20 protein-coding genes are annotated in these 25,755 nt (G+C 30.8%); 10 read left to right on the top strand and 10 right to left on the bottom strand.

Features of this window, described 5'->3' with window-relative positions; all coding sequences use genetic code 11:
- The first annotated feature begins 424 nt into the window (after positions 1-424).
- A complete protein-coding gene (gene mgtE / locus D9V42_RS13850) occupies positions 425-1,810 on the top strand; it encodes a magnesium transporter (protein ID WP_122065442.1) in 1,386 nt (461 codons plus the stop codon).
- Between the two features lie 422 nt (positions 1,811-2,232).
- Here the strand turns inward: mgtE and D9V42_RS15350 are convergent, their stop codons facing one another.
- From D9V42_RS15350 to D9V42_RS13860, 3 genes are read right to left on the bottom strand one after another with little or no spacing between them, the layout of a single operon-like run.
- A complete protein-coding gene (locus tag D9V42_RS15350; RefSeq protein ID WP_208639082.1) occupies positions 2,233-3,186 on the bottom strand; it encodes a metal ABC transporter substrate-binding protein in 954 nt (317 codons plus the stop codon).
- A gap of 15 nt (positions 3,187-3,201) precedes the next feature.
- Positions 3,202-4,041, bottom strand: coding sequence for a metal ABC transporter permease (locus tag D9V42_RS15355; RefSeq protein ID WP_107554643.1), 840 nt, complete (start codon positions 4,039-4,041; stop codon positions 3,202-3,204).
- Positions 4,034-4,771 (bottom strand): metal ABC transporter ATP-binding protein, encoded by a 738-nt coding sequence (locus D9V42_RS13860; protein ID WP_122065444.1) that lies wholly within the window; start codon positions 4,769-4,771, stop codon positions 4,034-4,036. Before D9V42_RS13860 ends, D9V42_RS15355 begins: the two co-directional genes overlap by 8 nt.
- A gap of 361 nt (positions 4,772-5,132) precedes the next feature.
- Here D9V42_RS13860 and D9V42_RS13865 point away from each other — a divergent pair, with 361 nt between their 5' ends.
- The 3 genes from D9V42_RS13865 to D9V42_RS13875 all read left to right on the top strand — a co-directional run bounded on the left by D9V42_RS13865 (position 5,133) and on the right by D9V42_RS13875 (position 7,242).
- Complete coding sequence (locus D9V42_RS13865; RefSeq protein ID WP_158262723.1) at positions 5,133-5,567, top strand: MarR family transcriptional regulator; 435 nt, start codon at positions 5,133-5,135, stop codon at positions 5,565-5,567.
- A 4-nt stretch (positions 5,568-5,571) separates the two neighbouring features.
- A complete protein-coding gene (locus tag D9V42_RS13870; protein ID WP_107554640.1) occupies positions 5,572-5,970 on the top strand; it encodes a hypothetical protein in 399 nt (132 codons plus the stop codon).
- A gap of 261 nt (positions 5,971-6,231) precedes the next feature.
- The gene (locus D9V42_RS13875; protein WP_122065446.1) at positions 6,232-7,242 is read left to right on the top strand and encodes a LacI family DNA-binding transcriptional regulator; all 1,011 of its coding nucleotides are present in this window, start codon (positions 6,232-6,234) and stop codon (positions 7,240-7,242) included.
- A gap of 15 nt (positions 7,243-7,257) precedes the next feature.
- Here D9V42_RS13875 and D9V42_RS13880 read toward each other — a convergent pair whose 3' ends face one another.
- The 5 genes from D9V42_RS13880 to D9V42_RS13900 all read right to left on the bottom strand — a co-directional run bounded on the left by D9V42_RS13880 (position 7,258) and on the right by D9V42_RS13900 (position 13,471).
- Positions 7,258-8,484 carry an Nramp family divalent metal transporter gene (locus D9V42_RS13880; RefSeq protein WP_208639083.1) on the bottom strand — a complete coding sequence of 409 codons (1,227 nt, stop codon included), beginning with the start codon at positions 8,482-8,484 and terminating at the stop codon, positions 7,258-7,260.
- Positions 8,485-8,535: 51 nt separating this feature from the next.
- Complete coding sequence (locus D9V42_RS13885) at positions 8,536-9,468, bottom strand: dihydrodipicolinate synthase family protein (protein ID WP_107554637.1); 933 nt, start codon at positions 9,466-9,468, stop codon at positions 8,536-8,538.
- Between the two features lie 226 nt (positions 9,469-9,694).
- Entirely contained in the window at positions 9,695-10,765 is a 1,071-nt protein-coding gene (locus D9V42_RS13890; protein ID WP_122065451.1) for an acyltransferase, read from the bottom strand.
- 362 nt (positions 10,766-11,127) lie between these two features.
- Entirely contained in the window at positions 11,128-12,507 is a 1,380-nt protein-coding gene (locus tag D9V42_RS13895; RefSeq protein WP_107556159.1) for an MFS transporter, read from the bottom strand.
- Between the two features lie 163 nt (positions 12,508-12,670).
- Complete coding sequence (locus tag D9V42_RS13900) at positions 12,671-13,471, bottom strand: HAD family hydrolase (protein WP_122065453.1); 801 nt, start codon at positions 13,469-13,471, stop codon at positions 12,671-12,673.
- Positions 13,472-13,681: 210 nt separating this feature from the next.
- Between D9V42_RS13900 and cidR the strand changes: the two genes are divergently transcribed.
- The 4 genes from cidR to D9V42_RS13920 all read left to right on the top strand — a co-directional run bounded on the left by cidR (position 13,682) and on the right by D9V42_RS13920 (position 15,827).
- On the top strand, positions 13,682-14,569 hold the full coding sequence (cidR, locus tag D9V42_RS13905; RefSeq protein ID WP_107556161.1) for a cidABC operon transcriptional activator CidR: 888 nt from the start codon (positions 13,682-13,684) through the stop codon (positions 14,567-14,569).
- Positions 14,570-14,681: 112 nt separating this feature from the next.
- Positions 14,682-15,218, top strand: a complete 537-nt coding sequence (locus D9V42_RS13910; protein ID WP_039067201.1) for an acyl-CoA thioesterase — start codon at positions 14,682-14,684, stop codon at positions 15,216-15,218.
- Entirely contained in the window at positions 15,215-15,589 is a 375-nt protein-coding gene (locus tag D9V42_RS13915) for a hypothetical protein (protein ID WP_122065455.1), read from the top strand. The genes D9V42_RS13910 and D9V42_RS13915 overlap by 4 nt, the downstream gene beginning before the upstream one ends.
- Positions 15,590-15,623: 34 nt before the next feature.
- A complete protein-coding gene (locus D9V42_RS13920) occupies positions 15,624-15,827 on the top strand; it encodes a hypothetical protein (RefSeq protein ID WP_107556163.1) in 204 nt (67 codons plus the stop codon).
- A gap of 246 nt (positions 15,828-16,073) precedes the next feature.
- Here D9V42_RS13920 and D9V42_RS13925 read toward each other — a convergent pair whose 3' ends face one another.
- A complete protein-coding gene (locus D9V42_RS13925; RefSeq protein WP_122065457.1) occupies positions 16,074-18,101 on the bottom strand; it encodes an acyltransferase family protein in 2,028 nt (675 codons plus the stop codon).
- 199 nt (positions 18,102-18,300) lie between these two features.
- A complete protein-coding gene (locus D9V42_RS13930) occupies positions 18,301-19,743 on the bottom strand; it encodes a glycosyltransferase family 2 protein (RefSeq protein ID WP_122065459.1) in 1,443 nt (480 codons plus the stop codon).
- Between the two features lie 103 nt (positions 19,744-19,846).
- On the opposite strand from D9V42_RS13930, the gene D9V42_RS13935 reads away from it, so the two are divergent.
- Together D9V42_RS13935 and D9V42_RS13940 are read left to right on the top strand one after the other, a co-directional pair.
- On the top strand, positions 19,847-23,035 hold the full coding sequence (locus tag D9V42_RS13935; protein ID WP_122065461.1) for a CDP-glycerol glycerophosphotransferase family protein: 3,189 nt from the start codon (positions 19,847-19,849) through the stop codon (positions 23,033-23,035).
- Between the two features lie 101 nt (positions 23,036-23,136).
- Positions 23,137-25,320, top strand: a complete 2,184-nt coding sequence (locus D9V42_RS13940; RefSeq protein ID WP_122065463.1) for a bifunctional glycosyltransferase family 2 protein/CDP-glycerol:glycerophosphate glycerophosphotransferase — start codon at positions 23,137-23,139, stop codon at positions 25,318-25,320.
- The last annotated feature ends 435 nt before the right edge of the window (positions 25,321-25,755 follow it).

A 25,755-nucleotide genomic window follows, 5' to 3' on the forward strand; every position in this document is an offset into this window, starting at 1 on the left:
ATCTGGATTATTAGGACCAATCGTTGATTTAATTGCTGCTTTAGGACTTTAATTTATTAATATAATTGAACACAGTCAGTACATTTGTTATAAAAATCAAACAAAACACTTTCGTAGAATTTATTAAGCGAAAGTGTTTTTTACTTCAAGACATTCATAATCATTTGCTTTTTTAAAATAAACAGAAAATAAAACTTAACAATCACGTATATATATATATATCCCGTCATATAATTATAAAACCAAAATATATATATTTAGGTTAACCTAAATATATTGTTAAGAGGTTGAAAATATGTCATAATTGCACACATGCTTTTTAAGTGAACAAGTAAATAATGATGACATACGTTACTACATTATATAAATGTGGTGTCTATCATATTCACTTAACTAGGATACCCCAATGATTGGAGATGATAAAATGAAAGGAAACAATAATGTTCTAGAAAGAAATAACGCATTATTCAATAAATATGAAGCGTTATTGAAAATGATTCAACAAGGAGAAGATAGTCAATTTATATATAGTTTTTCTTGTTTACATCCATATGAAAAAAGTGAGTTTTTCTTTTTAGTGGATGAAGAAGAAAGATTATATATGTATCACTTTCTAACTCCTGAAGAGATGGCACAAGTTTTAAGTAATGCCGAAAGCCTAAAACATGATATATCCATTGTATTTAAAGAAATGCCTAGTGATTTGACTAGAGAAGCAATCTTAAAAATGTCAGATGACGATGCAACTTATGTCTTAAATTTATTAAATAATGACCAAAGATCAGAAATTTTCACCTCCCTACCAGAACAGAAAACAAATGAACTTAAAAATTTAATGAGTTATCACCACGAAACTGCTGGTAGTATCATGACAACCGAATATATATCAATTTCACCAACAATGACAGCTGGAGATGCATTGAAGCACATTAAGACGCGTTCCGGAAAAGTACAAACGATTTATGTAGTCTATGTAGTAAATAATGATAATGAACTTATTGGAGTGCTTTCTCTCAGAAACATTATTAATTCAGACCCTGCCCAACGCATTAGCGATGTGATGAATTCAGATGTTATTAAAATTGAGAGTTTTATAGACCAGGAAGAAATAGCACATGTGATGCGTAAATATGATTTCTTAGCTATCCCAGTAGTTGACAATTATAATCATCTAGTAGGAATGATTACTGTAGATGACATCATTGATGTCATCGATAAAGAAGCAAATGAAGATTATCTAAAAATGGCCGCTCTTGACCATGTGAGCGATGCAGAAGGCACAGTTATCAATAGAGCAACTAAACGTTTACCTTGGTTAATATTACTTACCTTTTTAGGGATGATTACTGCCACTATATTAAGTTCTTTTGAAGATACTTTAGCCAAAGTGTCACTACTCGCAGCGTTTATTCCTATTATTAGTGGTATGTCCGGTAATACAGGTACACAATCATTAGCTGTATCAGTAAGAGGCATATCTACAGGAGAAATGAAAAAGAAAAATAAATTTAAACATGCTCTAAAAGAATCAACGAGCGGCTTAATCACAGGCAGTGTATGTGGGTTTATCCTCTTTTTAGTTATAGTAATTATTTATAGTCAGCCTTTATTAGGCTTGATTGTAGCTATCAGTTTAACAATCGCTATGACAGTAGGTACTACAATTGGTTCATTAATACCCTTCTTTATGACTAAGATAGGTATTGATCCAGCTGTCGCTAGCGGTCCCTTCATCACAACAATTAACGATATTGTAAGCATGCTAGTATACTTTAGCCTTGCTACAACATTTATCAGTTCTCTCACTTAAACTATGTTCTATTAAAAAGCGCCACTACTCAACCATTTGAGTATGTGGCGTTTTTTATTCACTCCCATTTAAGTCACTCGATATACTGATTAATACGCGGTTTGGGTAGAGCCTGAGTCAGGCGCTAAATCTAAAAAAAGATTTCATCGCCCCATTCCAAGTCAAGATGACTAAGCGTGGCAGGAATAAAAGATTTATCTGAGCTGTAATGCTTATGTAAGCACTACTCATATTCACAAGTGGAAAACCTGAATAAAACCTCATGCAGAAGCCTTATCTTCACAAACAAAAAACGGTAAGGCTAGACAAGCATCTAATTTCACTAATTAGATATCGCTGTCTTGGCCTCACCGTTTATTAATTATTGAAGTTTTTAATTTTTACGTAAAGTGTAAATGTCTCTCGAGTGCTATGACTTTTCTTTATTTTTTCAATCCATCTGTAAGCACATCTAAATTATATTCAAGATATTTCAGATAAGTGTCTGCTTGCTCGCCTTTTTTACCTATTTCATCTGAATAGATTGGCTTTTTATAAATAGGTACACCAGTTTCGTTGGATACTGTTTTCATTGGACGTGTATCAACGTTAGATTCTACAAATAAAGTAGCCGGTTGATTACTTTTTATAAATTTAGTTAAATCTTTGATTTGGTTCGGCGTGCCATTTTCATCCGTATCAATTGGCCAAATATAGCCTTCTTTTAGATCATAACGGTCAGTCAGATATTGAAAAGCTTGTTCACTAGCTACAAATACACGATCTTCTTTAGGAATACTACCGAGTTGTTGGCTATAGTTATCCTCAACGTTATTTAATTTCTTTAAATATTCTTTTTCATTAGCTTCATAATAACTTTTATGTTTAGGGTTTCTTTCTGATAATGATTTTGTAATATTTTTAATCATTTTTTCCCCAACATTTGGGTCGATGAAAGCATGAGGATTTACTTCTTTGTTACCATCTTCATCTTTAATGTATTTAGGTGAAACCCCTTCTGATGCTTTAATAGCATTCTTTTTAGAAAAATCGGTAGAACTTAAAGCCTTAGAGAGCCAACCTTGATCTCCACCTTCTAAATTCAACCCATTATAAAAAACTAAATCAGCTTGAGATAAATGTTTAATGTCGCTTGGTTGCGGCTCGTAATCATGTGGATCTGTACCAGTAGGAACAAGATTGGTTACTTCAACATGTTTCCCACCTATTTCTTTAGCCATATCCTCAATCATTGAAAAACTTGTAACGACTTTAACTTTATCTTTATCAACAGCTTCCAGCTGATTGTCAGAATCGGTGTCTTTTTGATTATTGCCACATGCTGATAATATTATCGTTAATAAAGCTGTAGCTAAAATTAATATTATTTTTTTCATTGTGAGACCTCCTGTCTATGATTTAATCATTTTCCATAGCAATCCATTTTTCGGTGCTAAGAAGAACGTAATGATGAATATGATTGTAATTACCAACACGATGACTACGCCTGATGGTAAATTAAATGTCACGCTAAAGAACAGTCCAATCACAGATGACACCATACCTATCAACGCAGAAGTTAAGATCATCGTTGATAACCTTTTGGTCAATAAATAAGCCGTAGATGCTGGCGTAATTAATAATGAAACAACTAAAATGACACCTACTGTTTGTAGTGAAGCTACGGTTACTAGTGTTAATAAAATCATAAGCGTATAATGAATAAACTTCACTGGTAAACCAGACGCAGCTGCCATTGTCGGATCAAAACTAGATAGTAAAAATTCTTTATAAAACACAATAATCACTATCAATACAATCGCTACTACAATAAATGTGATAGTTCTATCTTCAGGTTTCACGGTTAACACGTTACCAAATAATATTTCAGTCAAATCGATAGCTGACTGTGCTTTAGTAATCAGTAATACACCTAGCGCTAAAAATGAAGAAAACACAATACCTATTGAAGAATCGCTCTTAATCTTACTGTTTTGATTAACAAAACCAATACCTAATGCCGCTAACACCCCAAATACAACGGCTCCATAAAAGAAATTAATCCCTATCATATAAGAAATCGCCACGCCAGGTAGGACAGCATGTGAAATCGCATCTCCCATTAAAGCAAGACTTCTAAGTACAATAAAGCACCCTATCACACCACAAATCATACCTATTACAATTGAAGTAATGAGCGCGCGTTGTAGAAAACTAAATTCAAATACATCGTGTATAAACTGACTAACCATGATGCGCCCCACTTTCTGAAGCGATTAAAATATCTGTACCATATGCAGCTTTTAAATTACTACTATTAAACACTGTCGCTACTGATCCAAAATCAATTAATCGTTTATTTAAAATAATTAAACTATCAAAATATTTCTCCACTTTAGACAAGTCATGATGAACAATTAAAATTGTTTTGCCTTTTTGAGATAACTCTTTCAACAATTCGACAATAATTTCTTCACTTGTAATATCGATACCTACAAAAGGTTCATCTAACAAAATAAGATCTGTTTGTTGAACAAGTGTTCTCGCAATAAGTACGCGTTGAAATTGTCCACCGGATAGCTCTCCAATTTGATTATCCTTATACTCAAGCATATTTACTTTTTTAAGGGCCGCTTCAGCTTCACGCTTTTGTTGTTTACGCGGTAATTGCCACGGTTTTAAAATCGGATAAAATCCTAACATCACGCAATCTAAAACTTTCATTGGAAACGTTGAATCAATATTACTTTTTTGTTCGACATATGAAATATTTTTAGGTTGCTTAGCTATTGGCAAATCGTTAAAACGGGCTATGCCTTTATGTGGCATTAAATTAACTATGGACTTAATTAATGTTGTTTTGCCCGCCCCATTAGGTCCGACAATTCCTACAATTTGCCCTTTTATAAGTTGGAAAGAAACATCTTGTAACGCTTCTGTTTTATTTTCATACGTTACAGATAAATTTTTTATATCTAGCATGAAATTACTCCTTTCCTCCTTTTCTGATATAAAAACAATAATATTAGGCTAACCTAAATTTAATATTTAGTCAATAAAATCATTTTATTCAAAAGCATTATTATGCTCCGGTGTATATATTTAACTTTGCATTTATTTTTAAATCCAAAATAATTAATAAGTCGTATGTATTTGCATAGCATATAGGTTATTAGAATTAAGAACGTAATGTACGTTCAAGGTTTAGGTGATAGCGGTTGGGTAGTTGGTGCTCGCTAAGAGGGTGCTACTGAATAAAACAAACCATGCGCACTTTTTATTTTGCATTTCGATGAATATGCGTTATATTATTGTTAACCAGTTAACAATAAAGAGGTGTACTATGAATAAAGAAAATGTCATTCAGTCGATTACTCAATTGATTCAAATTAAAGAGAATCAACAACGTCATTTTTCGTTAGATGATAACCAAGATAATTTATCAATCACACAGTTTCATATACTAGCTATTATTTTAAAAGAGCAAAATGTTAATAATAGAATGTTAAAAGAGCAACTTAAAATTTCTGCACCTGCTATTACAAAGGCTACAAAAAAATTGATTCAACTAGAATGTATTGCAGAAGATAAAACGCAAGATAATAAAAAGGTATATTATAAGCTGTTAGACAAAGGAGTCGCATACGCAAACCTACATGAACATATGCATAATCAAATTATAAATAAATATTTATCCATTTTAGAGAAATATAATGACGAAGAACTAGCAACTATTGATAGTTTTATTAAAGATTTAACAAATGAATTAGAGGGGTAACAACGTGGACAAAATCATATTAAAAGAGCAAATTGAAAACTTATACAATGATATTTTAATTAATTTAGATATAGACCAAATTCCCACATACTTTACAGATGATTATATTCAAATTACTGACCACAAAGTATCTAATATCGACGAATTCAAAAATCATTTAACTAAGCTAAAAGAAGTCGTTAAAGAACTTTCAATCAATCACTTTAAAACTATGATCATTGATGAAAAGCAAAATATTGTTTATTTGAGATATGATGTATTAGTGGAAAAGAAAAATGGTTTTTTAGGCAAAATTGAAGTTTTTGCAGAATTTACCTTTAATAAATTCGGTAAAGTTAAGCGTTGTAATGAATTAACTCAAGCCTATGAAACAGAATTGTCTGGAATTGGTAGTATTTCCTAATCAGTACCTCTGTTTAATGTATATATAGATAATATTTCTATCTCAGGAACAGGAGATGTTGCTGTTATACAAAATCGCTATGAATCAAAAATTATTGAAATGTAAACAACTTCATGTATCATACTTTATAAAGACTTACATGAGACAAATCATAGCTCATATTTTATAAATCATTAATAATATTGAAAATATTACTTTCAGAGGACACTATTTTCAAAACTAGTTATGTTAGATAATAAAAGTTCTTCAAAGGAGCATTTTATGAAAAAAAAGCAAATCAGTATAAAGGATATTGCAAAACAGGCGAATGTATCTACCGCATCAGTATCTAGAGTTATTTCTAACAAACCGGGCGTAGGCGAAGAGACTAAAGGACGAATACAGCAAATCATGAGAGAAATGAATTATAAGCCAAATATTAATGCTAGAAGTTTAGTTAAAAATAATACTGGTAATATTGGTGTCATTGTCCCTGGTGGATCTAATACCATCCATAATTCTTTCTTTTTAACAATTATTGAAGGTATTTCGCGAGTAATCGATAAAACAGAGTATAATTTAGTTATTTCATTTACCACTAAACAACATAAAAAATTATTAGATACCAATATAGTTGATGGTATTTTAGTATTTGCACCAAGAGAAAATGAAATTGATTTAAATTGGTTAAGCAGCTTAAATTTACCTACAGTGATCATTGGTAGCTTTATAGAAAACTCAAAATTCGATTGTATCAGTGCAGATGAAAAGGCTGGTGTAAGGCTTTCTGTTGAAAATTTATATCAAAAAAAGCACAGAAAAATAGCACTAATAAATGGGCCATCTACTTCTTATCAAAGTCAAATATACGAACAAGGATACAAAAACGTTATCAATGAGCTAGGCATAAATAATTATGTATTAGAATTAGAAGAATTTGATATTAAGGGGCAGGAGAATATAGTTAAGCAATTTTTAAAAAAACATCAAGATATCACAGGTATTGTATGTTCATCCGATAATCTTGCCTTAGGTGTAATGAATATAGCTAAAGACTTAGGTATATCAATTCCTCAACAACTATCAATTATTGGCAGCGATAATACTCCTATTACAAATTTAATATCTCCAAAACTGTCCACTACTCATGTTGACCTAAAACAAATGGGAGAGACTGCAGTCTCTAGATTGTTTATCAAGTTAAAGTCACCTACAGATCACAAGCACAATATCAATTGTATTTTTCCTATGAATTATATAGAACGTGAAACAACAGCTTTCTTAAATAACTAAGAAAGCTGTTGTTATTTAGAAAACACTTATTATCGATGCCACAATTAAAGCCAAACAAAAACCATAACTGATAACCATAGCAGTCTGTAATAAATATGGTCTCTTTTCTCCTTTATTAACATCCTTTTTAAATAGAAGCATAGTCATTAGTAATCCTGCTACCGGAGTGGCTATAGATGTTGCAATGTTTGAAATATATATTAGTTCTATCGGAGAACCCCCATAGCTAAAACTTATAATAGCAGATATAACTAAAACAATGACTGCTCCAATTTGAATAGATTTATGATCCAAGTTAGTTGGTTTATTAAACCCTGCATTTAATAGCACAACCGAACGATGTGTATTACCTAACAATGAGGAAAACGCTGCTGCCAGTAATGCAATTCCCATAATAATAGGGGCAAATGTTGTTCCTAGAAATGGTTTTAATAGATCACTTAATTGAGTTGGTGATGAAATAGACAAGTTATATGGATGTAATACTATAGCACCTACAAGCACAATAGCCGCACTTACAACAATAATGCCTATAACATGCGCTAAAGCATCTGCTAACATTCCACCATTATATAAATCATCTTTTGACCATTCCTTCTCTTTACTGAGATACGTTCCATAAATACCAGTTGTTATAGAAGCGTGTGTACTTATAAATCCTAGCGCTAAATATAAACTTCCTGCAGGAAAATACCAATGTGTCATACCTTTTAATGTCATAGATACGTTAGGTCCGCCTACACTTGCTAACGAAATGTAAAAAGCAATAATCATTCCAAAAATACACAACAAGATTAATTTCTCAACTTTAGAATATACATTTTTTGAAAAATAACAGTACAGTAGTACTAACAACATGATAATTGCGCCTATTTTCCAATCAATTCCAAAAAGTAAATTCATTGCTGCTCCTGTTCCAGAAATATTGCCAATTGTAAAAAAGACACAGGATAGAAATGTTGATACACCTACCACGATAGCAGCTGTTCTTCCAAAATAATGCCTAATCGCCTTTATTGAAGGCATTCCTGTTAACAATGTAATACGATAAGATGCTACCACAAAGGTAACCCCCATAAATGCAATTGGTATAAACAGCCACATTAATGCATACCCATAAGAAGCACCAACCATTGAAGCTGTTGTTATGACTCCTGGTCCAATAACAACACCAGTTAAAACAATACCAGGCCCAATACGTTTAAGTAGTTCCCAAAAATTTAATCTTTTTTTATTTTTCAATAATATCACCACAGACTAAATAAAGAGTAACTCACTCTCCTTATTTCAAATTTAGTCAATCATTCCAACTGTTTTTAACCCTTGAGTAATTTCATCTTTTTCATTTTGAGTTAACGGTTCTACAGGTTTTCTAGCATGGTTTGTTCTGATTATTCCCCTTTGATACATCGCTTCTTTCATTCTTAAATGTGAACTAGAGGAAGGTTGATCCATTTTATAAATTGCATGCTTTAATTTAAATATTTCATCATAAACTTCCTTCGCTGCAGCAATATCATTATTTTTAACATGTGACACTAGGTCTGATATTAAGTTAGGAACAAAACAACCAAACCCGACAAGGGCTCCTTCTATTCCTTGGACTAATGTCGGCAATAAGTATTCATCATGACAAGTTAAAATAGCACAATCGGGCGCTTCTTTTTGCAATGTACGAACATGAAGTTCGTAAGTTGCCATGTCTCTTTCTCCTAATTTAAATGCTACAACATTGGGGATTTTAGATATTTCTAATAATTGTTCAGTTGAATATGAAGATTTAGTATCAGCTGGATATTGGTGAACTACTATCCCTATATTGATTGCATTTGCTACATCTTTAAAGTAATTAACAGGAGCATCTTTTTGCATACTAAATCTTAGCCATGAATGTGGAGGCATTAGTAATATGCCCTCTCCACCTGCATTTTCTACTGCTTGAGCATGTTGAATCGTTTCTATCGTTCCTTCTGCAGAAACACCTGATATTACTGGAATTCTACCTTTTAATTCATCTGCAGCAATACTAACTACTTTCGCTCTTTCTTCAGGTAATAAAGTCATGATTTCGCCTGTATGACCATTAACTACAATGCCATTAACTCCCTCGTGACTAGCAACCCACTTCACCAAATCTCTAAAACTCTCTTCATCAATTGAATCATCTTCATTAAAAGGTACTAATACTGCTGGAAAAACGCCACTCCATTTTTCTTTGTTTTTCATATTTACACCCCATAAAGTTAAATTACGTAAACGTTTACGTTAAAGAGTATTCTATGGTAAGCGCTTACACAAGTCAAGGAATTAGTCTATAAAATCTATTTATATTTAATTACAGTTTATTCAAAATACATTCATTTATAAATCGTATTTCAAAAAATGTTTTAATTTATTGTTAATCAATCGTATAAACAAAAAACTTCCTACCTAATGTAGAAAGTTTGAAGGTCTATTCATTTTCTGAATTTTTATTGACGATTGCTTTTTTAGATGGAATGGGAACAATGAAACTAGAAAAAGGTAATTTACTTATTAAATAAATTGATAATACTGAAACACATAATACAATGATATATGAAGCAACAAACGTAGATGGATTATTTACAATATCAACATATGGCGTTTGTCTGTATACCATAATTATAAAAACATGAATTAAATAAATCCCCATAGAATAATTCCCTATAACCGTTAAAGTTTGAGTTAGCAATGTATGATTTTTAACATGATTATAAAATATGATTAATATAGCAAGAAAAATTGGTATATATACGACATTAGCAACATTTGTCGAACCATATAAATTTGTAACATCAATTTTAATAATTAAATCGATAAATAGAAGTATTCCAATGATTTTGAAATATATTTTATACTTTAAAACAATATCATTAATTTCCTTATAATACTTCGCATAACCGATACCGAGGAAAAAGAAAGATATCCAATTTAAGATAAATGCTTTACTATTAACGAACGTACTCAACATTTCACTATGCAAAGTAACTGTGCCACTACCATAGCTTAACCAAAACACATTAATAAGCGTACCTATTATATATGCAATAATAAGGGGTGCTCCTTTTTTCAATTTATGCACAAAAGGAAATAATACATAAAATTGAATCACTACTAAAATAAAGTACAAATGCATTTCCGCAGTCCCTAAAAGATAATACTTAATTATTGGTGTTCCTGCCGGATAATATGTATTCCCTAAAAACATTCTCAATATGATATATAAAGTAGTCCAAAGTATATAGGGTATTAAAATTTTTGTGAATCTAGATTTAATAAAATAAGGTAGTTCAAACTCCCGCTTTAGTGTCGAGCTTGTAAGTAAAAACGCACTAATTACTGCAAAAATAGGCGTACCTAACCTCGCTATTTGATTAAAATAAGATAAAACTGGGTCTACGATAACCCCATTAGAATTATATAATTGTGCTGTCAAATGTATACAAAGCACTAACATCGTTGCTATAGCTCTTATGACAGGGATCTCTCCATAGTATTTCATAATACTGCACCTCTAAATTTGTTATAAGCATTTTGTGAATTTAATAAAATTACAACTAATTGATGATAACACGTATTATAAAATTAAAATACAAATAACATGTAATTATAATCAAAAACACATACAATTCGTCTGCAAATAATTAAGATTTATTTATGTTCACACCATCGTCCATCAATATAAGTAGCTCTTTTATGATATTCAAAACCTAGGATGCACTTTATCTTCTTATAGTTAATATAATTGAAACATTTTGATAAAAAGAGGACAGGATGGAAACTAAAATTTTCAAATTAGTTTCTTAACCCTGTCCTCATAGTACTGATTAGATAGCTATTATATATTTATTTACTCGTAATAAATTATGCTTTTATATTTTTAGGAATAATGATTTGCGCTACAATGATGCCAATAATCATTAGAGCTACACCTGTAATCATTGACCAAGCAGCTGCTACGCTAGCACTATTTGAAACTTGTAATGCCGCGAAAATAGTCGTGTACATTGCTATACCAAAAGCACCGCCTAAAGTGGCACTCATTTTATAAAGACCTGATGCAAGCCCGACCTTTTCATCAGGAATAGTTAATATCGCAACAGTTAAACCAGGTGTCGCACATAAACCATTACCAATGGCGCAAATGACAAAACCAAACGTAACTGCTGCAATATACCATTCAGATGGTAAAATAGTTAAACTGATAAATATAATACCAATTGCAGGAAAAGCTGGCCCTAATAGTAACATTGGTTTCCCACCATGCTTCATCGCAATCTTCTCGCCTAAACGTATCATTAAAATTGCCATAATCACATAAGGCACCGTAACTAATCCAGACTGGAATGAACTCAACCCTAGTTCAGTTTGGGCATACATATTAAATACCGTTGTGATACCTACAGCCGAGTTTAAAACAAAATTGATCACAGATGATCCCATTAAACCACGATTGCGGAATAACTCAAAATCTATAAATGGTAAGTGTTTACGACGCTCAAAGAAGTAAAATATAATAGTCGAAATGACAAAGATACTTAGACAAATCATTGAAAAAGGACTTGTCCAACCTTGTTCAAAGCCTTGTGTTGCAAATAAAGTAATACTTCCTATAAGTACCGCAAATATTGACATACCTATATAATCAAATGGTCGTTTGTCTATAACTTCCTTAGCTTCTTCTTTTGTACCAAGTAATAATATAAATGCAATAGTTGCAATGAGGATAGATAGTATAAAGTTAGATTGCCAATTAATATATGTAGCAATCAATCCTCCAACCATAGAGGCTAAACCTATGCCTCCTACACTACCAATCATTAAATAACTGAAAGCTCTACGTAATGCTTTACCATTAAATTGATCGTTGAACACACCAACTGTTGAAGGTAATAATATAGCTGCAGAGACCCCTTGCAAAATTCTACCAATAAGTAGTAGTGCTGTCATATCAGAAATAATAATTAATAGTGAGCCTATAATACTTAAAACAATACCAATATAAGTCATTTTTAAGCGGCCAATTTTATCTGATATATCACCGGCACCTACCATAAAAATACCGGTTGCAAAAGAAGTGATACTGACAGACAAATTCAAAATCCCTGGAGTAGTATGATAAGTCTGTTGAACTGGTGTTGATATATTTATAAACGATTGGGCAAACAGCCAATACGTTAATATACTTAAAACAATTGCTAAAATCAATTTATTGCCAGAGCGTGAATGTTCGCTTGTGCTCATGATGTAAAACGCCTCCTAATATCAATAATAAAGCTAGAATAACGAAAGTTTCTTAAAAATTTTTCATCATCCTGCTCCTAACTGATAATATCACAGAAATAACGTATTATCGTAAGCTTTATAACGTTTTCAGTTATTTTTTAGTAGCTTTTCATATTTCAACTTATTTAAAACCTAATAATAAATTCAATGTTTGTACCACACCATCTTCATCGTTATTTTTTGCTATTAAATTAGCTGCTTCTTTCAATTCTGGATATGCATTGTCCATCGCAACTTTATATTTAGCTGCTTTAAACAAATCAATGTCATTTAATCCGTCCCCAAATGCTATTGTTTCTGCAGGACTTATTTGCAATAATCGTTGTATTCGACGAATTGTTGTCCCCTTATTGACACCTAAATCAGCAATGTCAATCCACTCATCATCTGAAGCTATAATATAAACCTCTGACTCGTAATGTTTTATTTGACTAGCTGTAGTCTTACAATTTCCCATAGCATCATGAACTGAAATTTTTAAGAAATCATCTTCAACTTCAGCGAAATCATTGATGTACGTTACGTTTTGAAATGAGCCATGCACAATTTTCTTTTCAATTTCTGGTATATGATTTAATACATAAGCGCCCTGTTCAGTACAACCTAATATGGTTTGTGTTTGGTCAATATCTTGAATTGTCTGTATAATTTCTTTCCCTTTTTTATTTTCAATTTTGGCATTATAAATAAACGCTCCATTATATTTAATCCTCGTTGCACTATCTCCAACAATAAATGTATCTTTGGACAACTCTCCAATAATACTTTCCACACGCTCACATTGTTTTCCAGTACAAAATACAAAACGAATTTGATGTTCTTCACAATTTTCTTTTAATAATTGAAAAGATTCACTATTAAATTGACTGTCACTATTTAAAAAAGTACCATCCATATCTGCAACAATAAGTTTAATGTTCACTTTAATGCACCCCTATGATTTATATTTATGCTAATTGTATCTATTTGTTATCAGAAAAAACAATATTTACATTCTATAAAACGAGCATTCTATTATTAAGAGAAAAAATTGATAACTTTTACCATATTAATAGTTGATATATAATAAATATATAAATTTATTATGAAAAAATAATACAAATAACGCTTTTATTTAAGGGGAGCAAATATTATGGAGCTCAGACATATGAAGTACTTCGTGGAAGTGGTTAATTTAAAAAGCATGACTAAGGCAGCGTCAAAACTGTTTATTACGCAACCTACCATTAGCAATACAATCAAATTATTAGAAGATGAATTAGATGTTACTTTATTTCACAGATTTAAAAATCAAATTTATTTAACAGACGCAGGCGAAGCATTTTTCTTCCAATGTAAAGAGATGCTAAAAATGTATGATAATATTCCTAACGATTTAAGCAATTTATTAGAAATGAAGTCCGGCCATTTAAGAATAGGCATACCCACTATCATTAATATACGAAAGTTGATTAGTTTAATTTCTCAGTTCCATGAATCTTACCCCAATGTAACATTTCAACTTTTTGAAAATGGAAGTAAAAAAATTGAAAATGATGTTTATTATGGAGATTTAGACATGGGGATTACCGTTTTACCAACTGACACTAAAATTTTTAGTACTTTTTCATTTTTAGAGGAGTCTTTAAAACTCGTCGTACATAAAAACCATAAACTAGCCGATAAACATAAAATAGATATAGAAGACTTAGTAAACGAAGAGTTTATTTTATTTAATTCTGACTTTTACCTAAACGATAAAATTATTAATATTTGTAGAAACCATGGATTTAATCCAAATGTCATTTTTGAAACAACTCAATGGAGTTTTATTGGAGAAATGCTTTTAAATAATATGGGTATTTGTGTGCTACCAGAAGGAATTTTAGAATTATTAGACTCTGATTTAACAGCAATAAACATCAATGAAGCATCGATGAAATGGGAATTAGCGCTTATTTGGAGAAGAGATACAATAGTCGATTCACTTACTAAAAATTGGATTAAATTTATACAAGAAAACTTTTTATTGAATGATTAAAGAACAAGGCATTTGTAAATTTTATACCTTTATAAATTATAGATATTTTATAGTTATAACTGCTCCTCCTATAATTTAATGTGTAATAAATAATAGAAATGGGAGCTAAGTTATGGAAAATTATAAGTATCCGAACGACAGTAAAATCATTAGTACTGATCAAGTATTAATTAATGATTTAAACAATTATAATACCTTATTTGGTGGCGTATTAATGAAAAAAATTGATAATAACGCTACTTTATCAGCACGAAGACATGCTCGGGTTAAAGAATGTGTGACTGCATCCACTGATTCTATAGAATTTTTACATCCAATTACCCAATTAGACTCTGTTTGCATTGAATCTTATGTAGCTTACACAGGTGAAAAATCAATGGAAATATTTTGTAAAGTAATTGCAGAAGATATGATAACTGCTGAACGAAAAATAGCTGCAGTTGCCTTTTTAACATTTGTTGCTCTAGACGAACACAAAAAACCGATCAAAGTAGCAAATATCACACCTCAGACACATGAAGAAAAATTATTGTATATGCATGGAGAAGATAGAGCAAACATGCGAAAGAACAGACGTCAACAAAGTAAACACCTTATTCAGTCACTTAATACAGTTAAGCCATGGGCATTGGAGGTTGTAAATAAATGATAAGCGAAATGGAAAAACTACAACAAATTAAAACGAATCTGTCTCAATTACAAGTTCATTCACCCGAACTCTACTTAAAATTAGAATATATTGCCAGTTTAACTAGACAATTGAGTATACATTATAAATATTTAGGGCTACTTATGTTCTCAGAAGACGCATATGTTATTGAGGAAAATAGACCCACTTTAATTAGGGATTCTGTTTTAAGTTTATATGAACAAGAAGTTGAAAAAGTAAAAAGTAATGATGCATTTAATGATTTCTATGGCATGATACAAAATTTTCAAGATATAGCTTATTCACAAGTATTTCTCATTATTTTAGGGGCTGAACCTAGCTTCGTATTCCACAATACGATTATTAAATAATTAGAACAAGCTTTTAAAAAATGAGGTGTACTTTATGAGCATATCCGAGTGTAGATATGTATGCGTCAAACATAACCAATCCTTTACAGTAGGTACACTATATTGGTTATTTCCAACAGATGTTACAACTTTAGATGAAAACTATGCTTACGTTTCCAATGATGGCCAACTATTAACAGAATCATATAAAACAAATTATTTTATAAAAGCCAATAATTTAGTAAATCATAGTTGTTAGTATAAAACATGCTTAATATCATTATACCGATAACACAACATCACTCCCTGTTCCCTAAATTACCAATAGTAATTAAAACCAAACACCAAAACGCCGTTTCCCTTATCCTAGCGTTTTGATTCTGAAACTATATATGATAAATCGTTGGATAATGTAAGCATTGACATAGATTAAAATGGCCGAGACATCATTTTGATGTCTCGGCCATAATCGTTATATTGACAGTATTTATCATAATCAAAAATTTTATATATTATTTAAGTTTACTTCTTTATTTTCTTCCTTGTTTTCAATAATATATTTTAATTTTTCGGCCAGTACATTGCCGAAAGACTCCGAATAAGTATTTGTCATATGATCTATATCTCTATAAATGTTAATATTGCCAATTACTGGTGTATATTGATTGTCTACTTTAAAAAATTCAGTAGGGTCAAATTTGTATAGTCTCTCATCATTTTTAGCAAAATCTTTCCAATATGATGTGTCTTTTTGGCTTTCAAAGTCATTCATTTTTTTGATTGTCTTCTCTTCACCAAATTTTTCAAATTCTTCAGGAACACTAAAATCATAAGTTGGAATATCTCTTATAGCAAGCACATCCATACCATACTCATCTTTTACAATATTCAGTTGATTGATCATTTGATTTTGAACCCATTTACTATCACTAGCAGCAGAAGTTGCATGTGAAACAACTAAGTCTATATCTTTATGATGCTGTAAATAGTTGTTAACATTTTCAACCCATTTTCCTTTAGGGCTATCATCTTCATAACCAGTAGAAAAACGTGTTCCAGAACGTGTAATATTCAATATTCTATAACCATTTTTATCTGCAGCTTTAATAAATCCACCAAGCCAATGCTCAGAGTGAGAACTTCCAACTAGAGCAATTGTAGCTTTATAATTTTCTGTTTTACCATATTCACCTACTTTTACATCTGTTTCTTTAAGGTTTTGATTACTATTATCGAGATGAGATTCAGGTAAATCATCAAACACTTTTGCAAAATTTGGCATAGGTGTTTGCTCTTCAATTTCTTCACTTTTGGCCACTGCATCTACACCCGGATAGTCTTTATGACTTATTTCCTTATCAGAGCCACTGTTTTTCACTACACCCATCACAAATAATGACACGATTAAAATTAAATTGACTGATAATACTTTACCTAATTTTGAAAAAGCTTTTTTATTATTTTTACCATTTCTAATAGGAGCTTCAATAAATCTCGTCATAAAGAAAGATAAACCAATGGATAATAAAATAATCATAATACCAGATATTAGTCCTGGCTCTTCTGCAATTTTAAACTTATAGAAAGAAAGTAATACCCAGTGCCATAAATAAATACCAAAGGATATGCCACCTAGTTTGGTCATAATAGGTAATGCTAAAAATCTTTTTACACCATATTTTGTATCCACATTACCTGAAAGAACGATAAGCAATGCACATGTCATTGGCCATAAGGCAATATAGCCTGGGAATAGTTTAGACACATCGAATAAAGCACCTGTTAATATCAATCCTACTAAACCAACCCATCCAATAATAGCAGCTACTAAACGATTGATTTTGATTCGTCCTAAATTAACACATAATAAACCACCTAAGGCGAATTCCCATACCCTTGTAAATGTAATAAAATATGCAAAAGGCTGATTTACTTGGGTAAGGTATATAGAATAAATAAATGACACTATCGATATGGTTGTTAGTAAAAAGTTAACAAGTTTTTTGCCATTCGATAGTGCGTATTTACGTACTAAATATAAAACAAACGTAAATAATACAAACCAAATAAGATAAAATTGACCTTGGATAGACATGGCCCAAAAATGTTCAAGTGGACTCTTCATTTGGTTAGCATCTAAGTAATCTGTACTACTAAAAGCAAGTTGCCAATTTTGATAATAAAATATAGAAGCTAGTGCCTCTTTAATCGTTTTCGTTAAAATCGTAAGCGGTAAGAAGAAGAAACTTAACACCAATGTCACCAAAACTATAAACAGTGCCGATGGTAAGAGACGCTTCAATAATTTAGATATGTATGGCCAAAACTGATATTCTCCAGTTTTATTTATAGTTGAGATAATAGATGTTGTAATTAAAAAACCTGATATTACAAAGAAGACATCCACGCCTCCCGACACTCTTCCAAACCATATATGATAAATAGCGACAAGTAGTGCTGCTACTATTCTTAGTCCTTCAATTTCAGGACGAAATTTGCGTTCAATATCAATTAAATTTTTATTTTGATTCATTTTAATCCCCTTAATAAAATATAACTCATTGCTTCTTACGACTTATTTGATGATAGAAAACATATAAGCGCGTGACAGAAGCTTGACAACCGCTTTCTGTCTCCCCTCTGTCTGCGCTTCGATCCAATCACATGACACAAATATTAAAAATCACATAACTTTTTTCAACAGAAATACCACTACACATAGCTACTTCTCATCATTCATTTCGACGAATTTTAAGCGCTAAATTACCATTGATAGTTGGATAAATAGTAGCTGTTGTTGAAGATATTTTTATTTTATTAGTAAACCCGTATTTAATATTTATTGCTTTATAATCATCATAAACAATTACAATGTTATAAACACCTGTAGGCAGTGTCTCCAATAGATGTTGATTTAACATGATTGTAAAAAAACCATCTTTCAATGACATGGCTTCGTAAGTTATATTTTGTTTATAATCCGTACGACTTTCTAATTGAATTTCTTTTATTCTGTTATCTTTCAAATTATTAACTTCTATTTGAAGGTACATAGCTTTTTCCATCACTTGTAAATTTTTTAGGTTTGCAAATGGGGGGGTTATTCTAAAATCATAGCCATCCATAGCTTTTGATTCATAATGGTTAGCAGCTATTTTTTCTAGAAATTTATGGCCCCTTTTCAACCATTCAAAGTACGCTTCAAATTTATTAAAATCATTGTCATAAATTGCTGCTACAGCAGAATTAAACTTAGCATCAATTTGTGGCACAATGTGTTTTTTGATATATACATTTTCAAATGCTGTTTTAATCATTTCAAAAATTTTTATCTTAGTTGCTTTTGGTGAATCTAAAAAGATATGAGAATTACAACTTGTTAATAAATCATATTCTAAATTTCGCAATAACAACTTATCTCTACGTTTTTTGTCTTTCATATTCAATATATATTCAAATATAGTTAGATCACTTTCTCTCTTTTTAATAAAATGAGTTCTTCTAACAATCGAAATATTATCTGAGTAGCGATTAATATGCACTCCAGTACACGTTGTAGTTGTCACTTTTTGCGCTTTTTCATATACTCTCACAAAAAATAATTTATCTTCTCCAAAATGTAAATTTATTGGAAATTGTATATCATTTTTTTCAATTAACTTACGCTTAATAAACTTTCCATCAGGCCCTAAATAATAATATAAATAGGGAATTTTATAACTTTGCTCATTAATGTATGTCTTAGCTGTCATAAATCTCGCATGAACAGATTGATTTTTCTCTGTATGCTTAATGACTTTTGAAATAATTAAGTCGCTCTTATGCCATTTTTTATTCATTGAAATCGTTTCCAAAATATTCTGTTCTAACCAATCATCACCATCCAAAAAGTATAAATACTCACCGATACTATGTTTAATACCAGTATTTCTAGGTATAGATGGTCCGCCACTGTTTTGGGCTAATCTATACTTTTTAATATTAAATTTATTATATCGTTGCAATATTTCCCATGTACCGTCGTTTGAACAATCATCAACAATAACTATTTCATATAAATCTGCGTCTAAACTTTGTTCCATTACTGAGTCCAAAGTTTTTTCTATTGTATTTTTATTATTAAAAGTAGTAATAACAATAGAAAAAATAATCTTTTTATTTTCGATTATAATCACCTTTTCATATTTATATTAATACATTATGTTAATTTAAATATTATTATAACAATTTATACGTTATAATTGTTACAACTTATTAAATTTATTGGAGGCCAGTAACTTGCGACATATTAATCAAGAAGGTTCTATGCTCTATATTTCTTTCAATCAACAAAATAATAGTATTGGAAAATTATATGTAAAAAATGAATTTCATTCTATTTCGTATAATCCAGTAGATGAATTTTGTAATTTTGAAATTGATTTAAACGAAATTTTGAAAGCGTTTAAATCGTATAATAGAAGTAAAATTTTTTTAATTATGGAAGAATCCGATGCAATTATTACGACTCAAAAAAATATTAAGGTAACAGATGAGCAATCTTCTGTTTTTAATTTATCAGAGATTTCAGATGGCTCAGATGTTATTCATCCGTATGTCACCAAAAATGGTTTTTTACATCTTTCTATGGAAAGTTATGTACCACAAAAAGTATTCTTTTCAAGACGTCATATTGATGCACTAAAATTTAACAATAGCGAAGCTTATATTACAGGGGAATTTTCAACATTAAATGCCGTTGTACAAAAATCAAATATCGTAATACGCACGCGCTTTACGGAACGCGAAACTGAAATACCTTTGCCGATCACTTTGAAAAGTGAAAATAAGCGAACACATACTACTAATTTTAAATTTTCAGTAGATATTTATAATGAATTGATCAACTTTATGAAATATCCTTTTGAAATAGAAGATGTTATAGATATTTATTTGAAAGTTGATGTACAAGAATCAGCTGAACCACTTCTAACTAAACTTGGTAATCCTAGAATTTTTACAGAACGGTTCCTTAAAGGGGAAATTATTACAGATTATAAAGAGGAAATTGTTTCTATCACACCCTATTTCACAATGAAAGGTCGGAACTTATCTTTTCGCATAAATCGTTATAGCATTGAAAGTTACCTGACTTATCTTCAAAGTCTGAAAACACCTTCCTTAAAGAACCTATCAGTAAAATCAAAAAATAAAGTTTGGATTATCGGAGAAAAATCTTATAAAGCTCAAGATAATGGATATCATTTCTTTAAATATATGAGAACGTATCATCCAGAATTACCTGTTTATTACATTATTGATGAACACTCAAATGAAGCAAAAAATGTATTGCCGTTTGGTAATGTCATTTACTATCAATCTCCCGAACATTTTTCGATAATGTTGCAAGCAGATTATATTTGTTCAACACATCATCCAGAATTATTGTTCCCAACTAATAGCGCAGCCTATACGAGAAAAATCACTGCCACTAGAGTGTTTTTACAACATGGTGTCTTAGGCACTAAAAATTTAACTCAGATTAATGGTAATCAATTAAAAGACTTCAATGTAGATGTCTTTATAACAAGTTCAGAGCGCGAAAAAGAAATTGTAGTTAGAGATCTAAAGTTTGATGAAGCACAAGTTAAAGTTACAGGATTAGCTAGATTTGACGAACTGTTCAATAAAGATATTCAAACAAAAAATCAAATTTTAATTATGCCAACATGGAGAGATTGGTTAACTAACTATGAACAATTAGAATCCTCTGAATACCTAGAGCGTATGAATACTTTAATTAATAATGATAAAGTCAAAGACATTGCGGAACAAGGCACAAAAGTCATTTTTTGCTTACATCCTAACATGCAACCATTTATTGATTTATTTGATGTACCACAGCATGTTACAAGCATTAAGCAAGGCGATGTAAACGTTCAACAACTTATTCAAGAAAGTAAATTGATGATTACAGATTATTCTAGTGTTGCCTTTGATTTTAGTTTTTTAGGTAAGCCTGTGATTTATTATCAATTTGATAAAGATCACTTTTTAGGAAAAGAACCGTCCCACATTAATATTGAGGAAGAACTACCTGGATTAATCGTAAATAATCAAAACGATTTAGAGGCACAACTTACTAGAATAATAGCAAATGACTATACAACAGATGAAAGCGTTAACATAAAAGCGCAACGTTTCAATAACTTCAATGACCGTCATAATAGTGCACGCATCTACACAGAAGTTAATCAATTTAACACAAAAAATCAATTTAAAAGTAAGTTGAAATACGATATTTTATCTCAACATTTATTTAAACGTTTTAGAAGAGATAAGCGTTATTTTAAAGTTATGGATAAGTATAATAGTGCAGTATCTAAAATGGTTCCGGTTAAGAAAGATTTAGTAGTATTTGAAAGTAATGTTGGTAAATCAGTTAGCGACAGTCCTAAGGTGATTTATGAGGCTTTAAAACAACACAGCGACCAATATCAAATTGTATGGGTTAGCAACACACAATACCCATTTAATGATGCGAACGTTAAATCAATAAAACGTTTATCACCAGAATATTATCACTATTTATCACGCGCTAAGTATTGGATTAACAATCAAAATTTCCCTTACTATATTAATAAGCCGAAAGATACGCTTTATATTCAAACTTGGCATGGAACTCCACTCAAAAAAATGTTGAATGATATAGAAACTTTTGCAGGTCGCGATGATGGATATAAAAATCGCATTAATCATGCAATAAAATATTGGGACTATCTTGTATCACCAAGTCCTTATGCGACAGAATGCTTTAAATCTGCTTTTGATTTTCATAAAGAGATACTAGAGGTTGGGTACCCAAGAAATGACGTATTTTATCAAGACGAAGCTATATTAGAAAATGAAAGCATTCATATTAAGCAAAAATTAGGTATTCATGATGACCGTAAAGTGATTTTATATGCTCCGACATTTCGTGACGATGAACTTACAAAAGCCAAAAAGCATATCATCAATCTGCAAATAGATTTATATGAAATGCAAAAACGCTTAAGTGACGATTATATCTTAATTTTACGTCCACATATTATTATCAGTAATGCATTACAGTTAGACAGTAGTCTAGATGATTTTGTGATTAATGGCAGTGACTATAATGAAATTAGTGATTTATACCTCATTGCTGATATCTGTATTACTGACTATTCATCAGTTATGTTTGATTACGCTAATACGAAAAAATCATTATTGTTCTTCACTTATGATCTTGAACACTATAAAAACAGTCTTAGAGGATTCTATTTTGATTTTGAAAATCAAGCACCTGGACCACTTTTAAAAACAAACGAAGACTTAATTCAATCAATAGAAAACATCAATCAAGTTCAAGAAACTTATAAAGCTAAATATGATGTATTTTATAATCGTTTCTGTACTTTTGAAACTGGCACTTCTGCTAAAAGTATAGTTCAACGCTTCTTTTAAAAACATATAAGGGAGTAGCACAGAAAACATATTCTATAAGCAGTGTTTCTGTCCTACTCCCTCTAATATATTTTATAAAACAGCATGACGGAGGTTTACATATGTATAATCAGCTTACAATCATCTTACCTTTTTATAACAACGAATCACACCTCAAACAATGCCTAGAAAGCCTTATTAATCAGACAAACCAACACTTTGAATTAATATTAGTTAATGATGGTGCACAAGATCTATCTGAAAAGTACTTATTTGAAACACTAGAAAATTATTCAAAGCAGCCTAAATATATTAAATTAGATAAAAATCATGGTCATGCCTCTGCAAGAAATAAAGGCATCGCTCATGTTGAAACACCCTATTTTATGTTTTTAGATGCTGATGATATCATCACACCTTATACCATTGAAGTATACTTAAAGTATCTCAAACAGCAAGATGCAGTTATTTCGAAAATACAAGATTTTTCTTTAAATATACCTAATTCTTATCTTGATGAAGATCTAACTGTTCATTACAAACAGATTGATAAACACCCAGACTTTTTACTAAAACAAGATTCAATCAGTAATATTATATTCAAAACGAGCATTGTACAAAATCATCATATAAAGCTTAATGAAAAGCTAAATATTTACGCTGATTGGTCATTCATTTTAGAATATAACAATTATGCAGAAACATTTGTTCAAATTGAAGGCATACCCTTTTACTTTTGTGGGGAGATTTACGATCCTTTTAAAACTGAAAAGTTGAGAGCCCAACCGTTTGAATCTATATTTCCAGACTATATCGATGCCTTTAAAGATGCTATTCAACGTGTTAATAGGCTCAATAATAAAAAATCATTAAAAAAATTTATAATACAGCACATGGTAGACAAACTGCATTTTTGGTTTGAACCAAATAATCAAAATAATGCTGCTCAATATCAATTCGCTAGCAAAATGCTAGCCGATATCATACCGATGATCAAACCAGTATTAAAATCAGAATCACCTTTATTTAATTTAGAATTACGATTTATCCAATTTGGCTTTACGCAACTTGCCATCAAACTTAATTACAAAAGGTATCGTTTACGCTTTTATAAAGCAATTTTGCTGAATAAACCGAATAAACATTATGCTAAGTATGTCTTGTTTAATAAAAATTCTGATGTGTCCCAACAAACTGTAGTGTTCGAGTCGTTCGGTGGTAGTAGTTACAATGACAGCCCTAAATATATTTATGAGTATATGAAAGCACACTACCCAAACTTTCATTATTATTGGGTGTTTAGAGATACTGAAAACATAGCTGTACCAGAGGGTGTTAAGCCTATACAAAAACAAAGTGCTGCATACTACGATATTTATAAAAAAGCACACGTCTGGGTCTCTAATGCACGATTACCATTATTTATTAAAAAGAAAAGTAATCAACTCTATATTCAAGTCTGGCATGGCACACCTTTAAAATTTCTAGCAAATGATATGACAGTAGTTCGCATGCCTAATACAACAACTGCCACATATAAGAAATATTTTTATGAGTCTACAAGGCGTTGGGATTATTTAGTATCACCGAATGCTTATTCTACTACTATATTTCAATCCGCTTTTTGGATGGCACGTAATCAAATTTTGGAAATTGGTTATCCTAGAAATGATTTACTCATCAACCATCAACATGATCAAGAACTACATCGTAAAATTAAAGATAAATTAGAAATCCCTTCAGATAAAAAAGTGATTTTATACGCACCAACTTGGAGAGATGACGAATACAGTACAGAAAATAAATATATTTCTAATTTAAAACTAGATATCAATCAACTTCGAAATCGCTTAGGGGAAACATATGTAGTTTTATTGCGAATGCATTATTTAATTTCTAATGAGCTAGACCTTAGCCAATATACAAATTTTGCGATTGATGTTTCAAAGTATGACGATATTTCGGAATTATATCTGATTTCCGATTGCTTAATCACAGATTATTCTTCGGTCATGTTTGATTTTGGTATATTAAAGCGTCCTCAGATTTTCTATGCCTATGATATGGAGAAATACAGTACTGACTTGAGAGGTTTTTACTTTGATTATCTGAATGACTTACCAGGCCCTATTTATACAAATACAAAAGATTTAATTGAAGGATTGGAAAACATCCAACAAATTGAGCAACAGTATCAGCCAAAAATCAATCAATTTTATAATCGTTTCTGTTCAATTGAGAATGGTAAAGCATCGCAATACCTCGGAGATTTGATTGCAAATAGAATACAGAATGCAGGCAATTAAATTTTATAAGCTGGCAATAATAGAAATAGAAGTTAGTGACGTATTTGGTTTAAAGCTTGCTGTATAACAGAAAATCATTTTTTAAATTTGATGGTGGTTATATTAATTCAAAATTATGATAAAAACAGATAATATTTTAATAGGGCGTATCTAACTATAGAACCATTTAGCGTAGTATGATTTAATAAATGGGATAACGTCACTTTACCTTTTCATTCTAGAAACTATGACCTATATCATTAAAAGTTCCGAGACATTTATCGATGTCTCGGAACTTTTCTTATTTTATAAAAAAACCATACGCTATGCGTATGGTGCAGTATGGTTATACCGTTGTATTAAAAATTGCATCTCTCCATGCTAAAATAATATTTGGTCATCCAACCAAAATAAACAACACGAGGAGATGCAACTTATGTCATCAGACACAAATAG

It is taken from the genome of Staphylococcus pseudoxylosus (genome assembly GCF_003697915.1).
In the GTDB taxonomy this organism is placed as follows: Bacteria; Bacillota; Bacilli; order Staphylococcales; family Staphylococcaceae; genus Staphylococcus; species Staphylococcus pseudoxylosus.

What these genes read in the sequence shown, in the direction of transcription:
- D9V42_RS13885 (WP_107554637.1), bottom strand. Translation starts at nt 9,468, where the DNA reads ATGAAAAACAAAGAAAAATGGAGTGGCGTTTTTCCAGCAGTATTAGTA.
- D9V42_RS13910 (WP_039067201.1), top strand. Translation starts at nt 14,682, where the DNA reads ATGGAAAATTATAAGTATCCGAACGACAGTAAAATCATTAGTACTGAT.
- D9V42_RS13915 (WP_122065455.1), top strand. Translation starts at nt 15,215, where the DNA reads ATGATAAGCGAAATGGAAAAACTACAACAAATTAAAACGAATCTGTCT.
- D9V42_RS13925 (WP_122065457.1), bottom strand. Translation starts at nt 18,101, where the DNA reads ATGAATCAAAATAAAAATTTAATTGATATTGAACGCAAATTTCGTCCT.
- mgtE (WP_122065442.1), top strand. Translation starts at nt 425, where the DNA reads ATGAAAGGAAACAATAATGTTCTAGAAAGAAATAACGCATTATTCAAT.
- D9V42_RS13890 (WP_122065451.1), bottom strand. Translation starts at nt 10,765, where the DNA reads ATGAAATACTATGGAGAGATCCCTGTCATAAGAGCTATAGCAACGATG.
- D9V42_RS15355 (WP_107554643.1), bottom strand. Translation starts at nt 4,041, where the DNA reads ATGGTTAGTCAGTTTATACACGATGTATTTGAATTTAGTTTTCTACAA.
- D9V42_RS13875 (WP_122065446.1), top strand. Translation starts at nt 6,232, where the DNA reads ATGAAAAAAAAGCAAATCAGTATAAAGGATATTGCAAAACAGGCGAAT.
- D9V42_RS13940 (WP_122065463.1), top strand. Translation starts at nt 23,137, where the DNA reads ATGTATAATCAGCTTACAATCATCTTACCTTTTTATAACAACGAATCA.
- D9V42_RS13860 (WP_122065444.1), bottom strand. Translation starts at nt 4,771, where the DNA reads ATGCTAGATATAAAAAATTTATCTGTAACGTATGAAAATAAAACAGAA.
- D9V42_RS15350 (WP_208639082.1), bottom strand. Translation starts at nt 3,186, where the DNA reads ATGAAAAAAATAATATTAATTTTAGCTACAGCTTTATTAACGATAATA.
- D9V42_RS13920 (WP_107556163.1), top strand. Translation starts at nt 15,624, where the DNA reads ATGAGCATATCCGAGTGTAGATATGTATGCGTCAAACATAACCAATCC.
- D9V42_RS13895 (WP_107556159.1), bottom strand. Translation starts at nt 12,507, where the DNA reads ATGAGCACAAGCGAACATTCACGCTCTGGCAATAAATTGATTTTAGCA.
- D9V42_RS13865 (WP_158262723.1), top strand. Translation starts at nt 5,133, where the DNA reads ATGAATAAAGAAAATGTCATTCAGTCGATTACTCAATTGATTCAAATT.
- cidR (WP_107556161.1), top strand. Translation starts at nt 13,682, where the DNA reads ATGGAGCTCAGACATATGAAGTACTTCGTGGAAGTGGTTAATTTAAAA.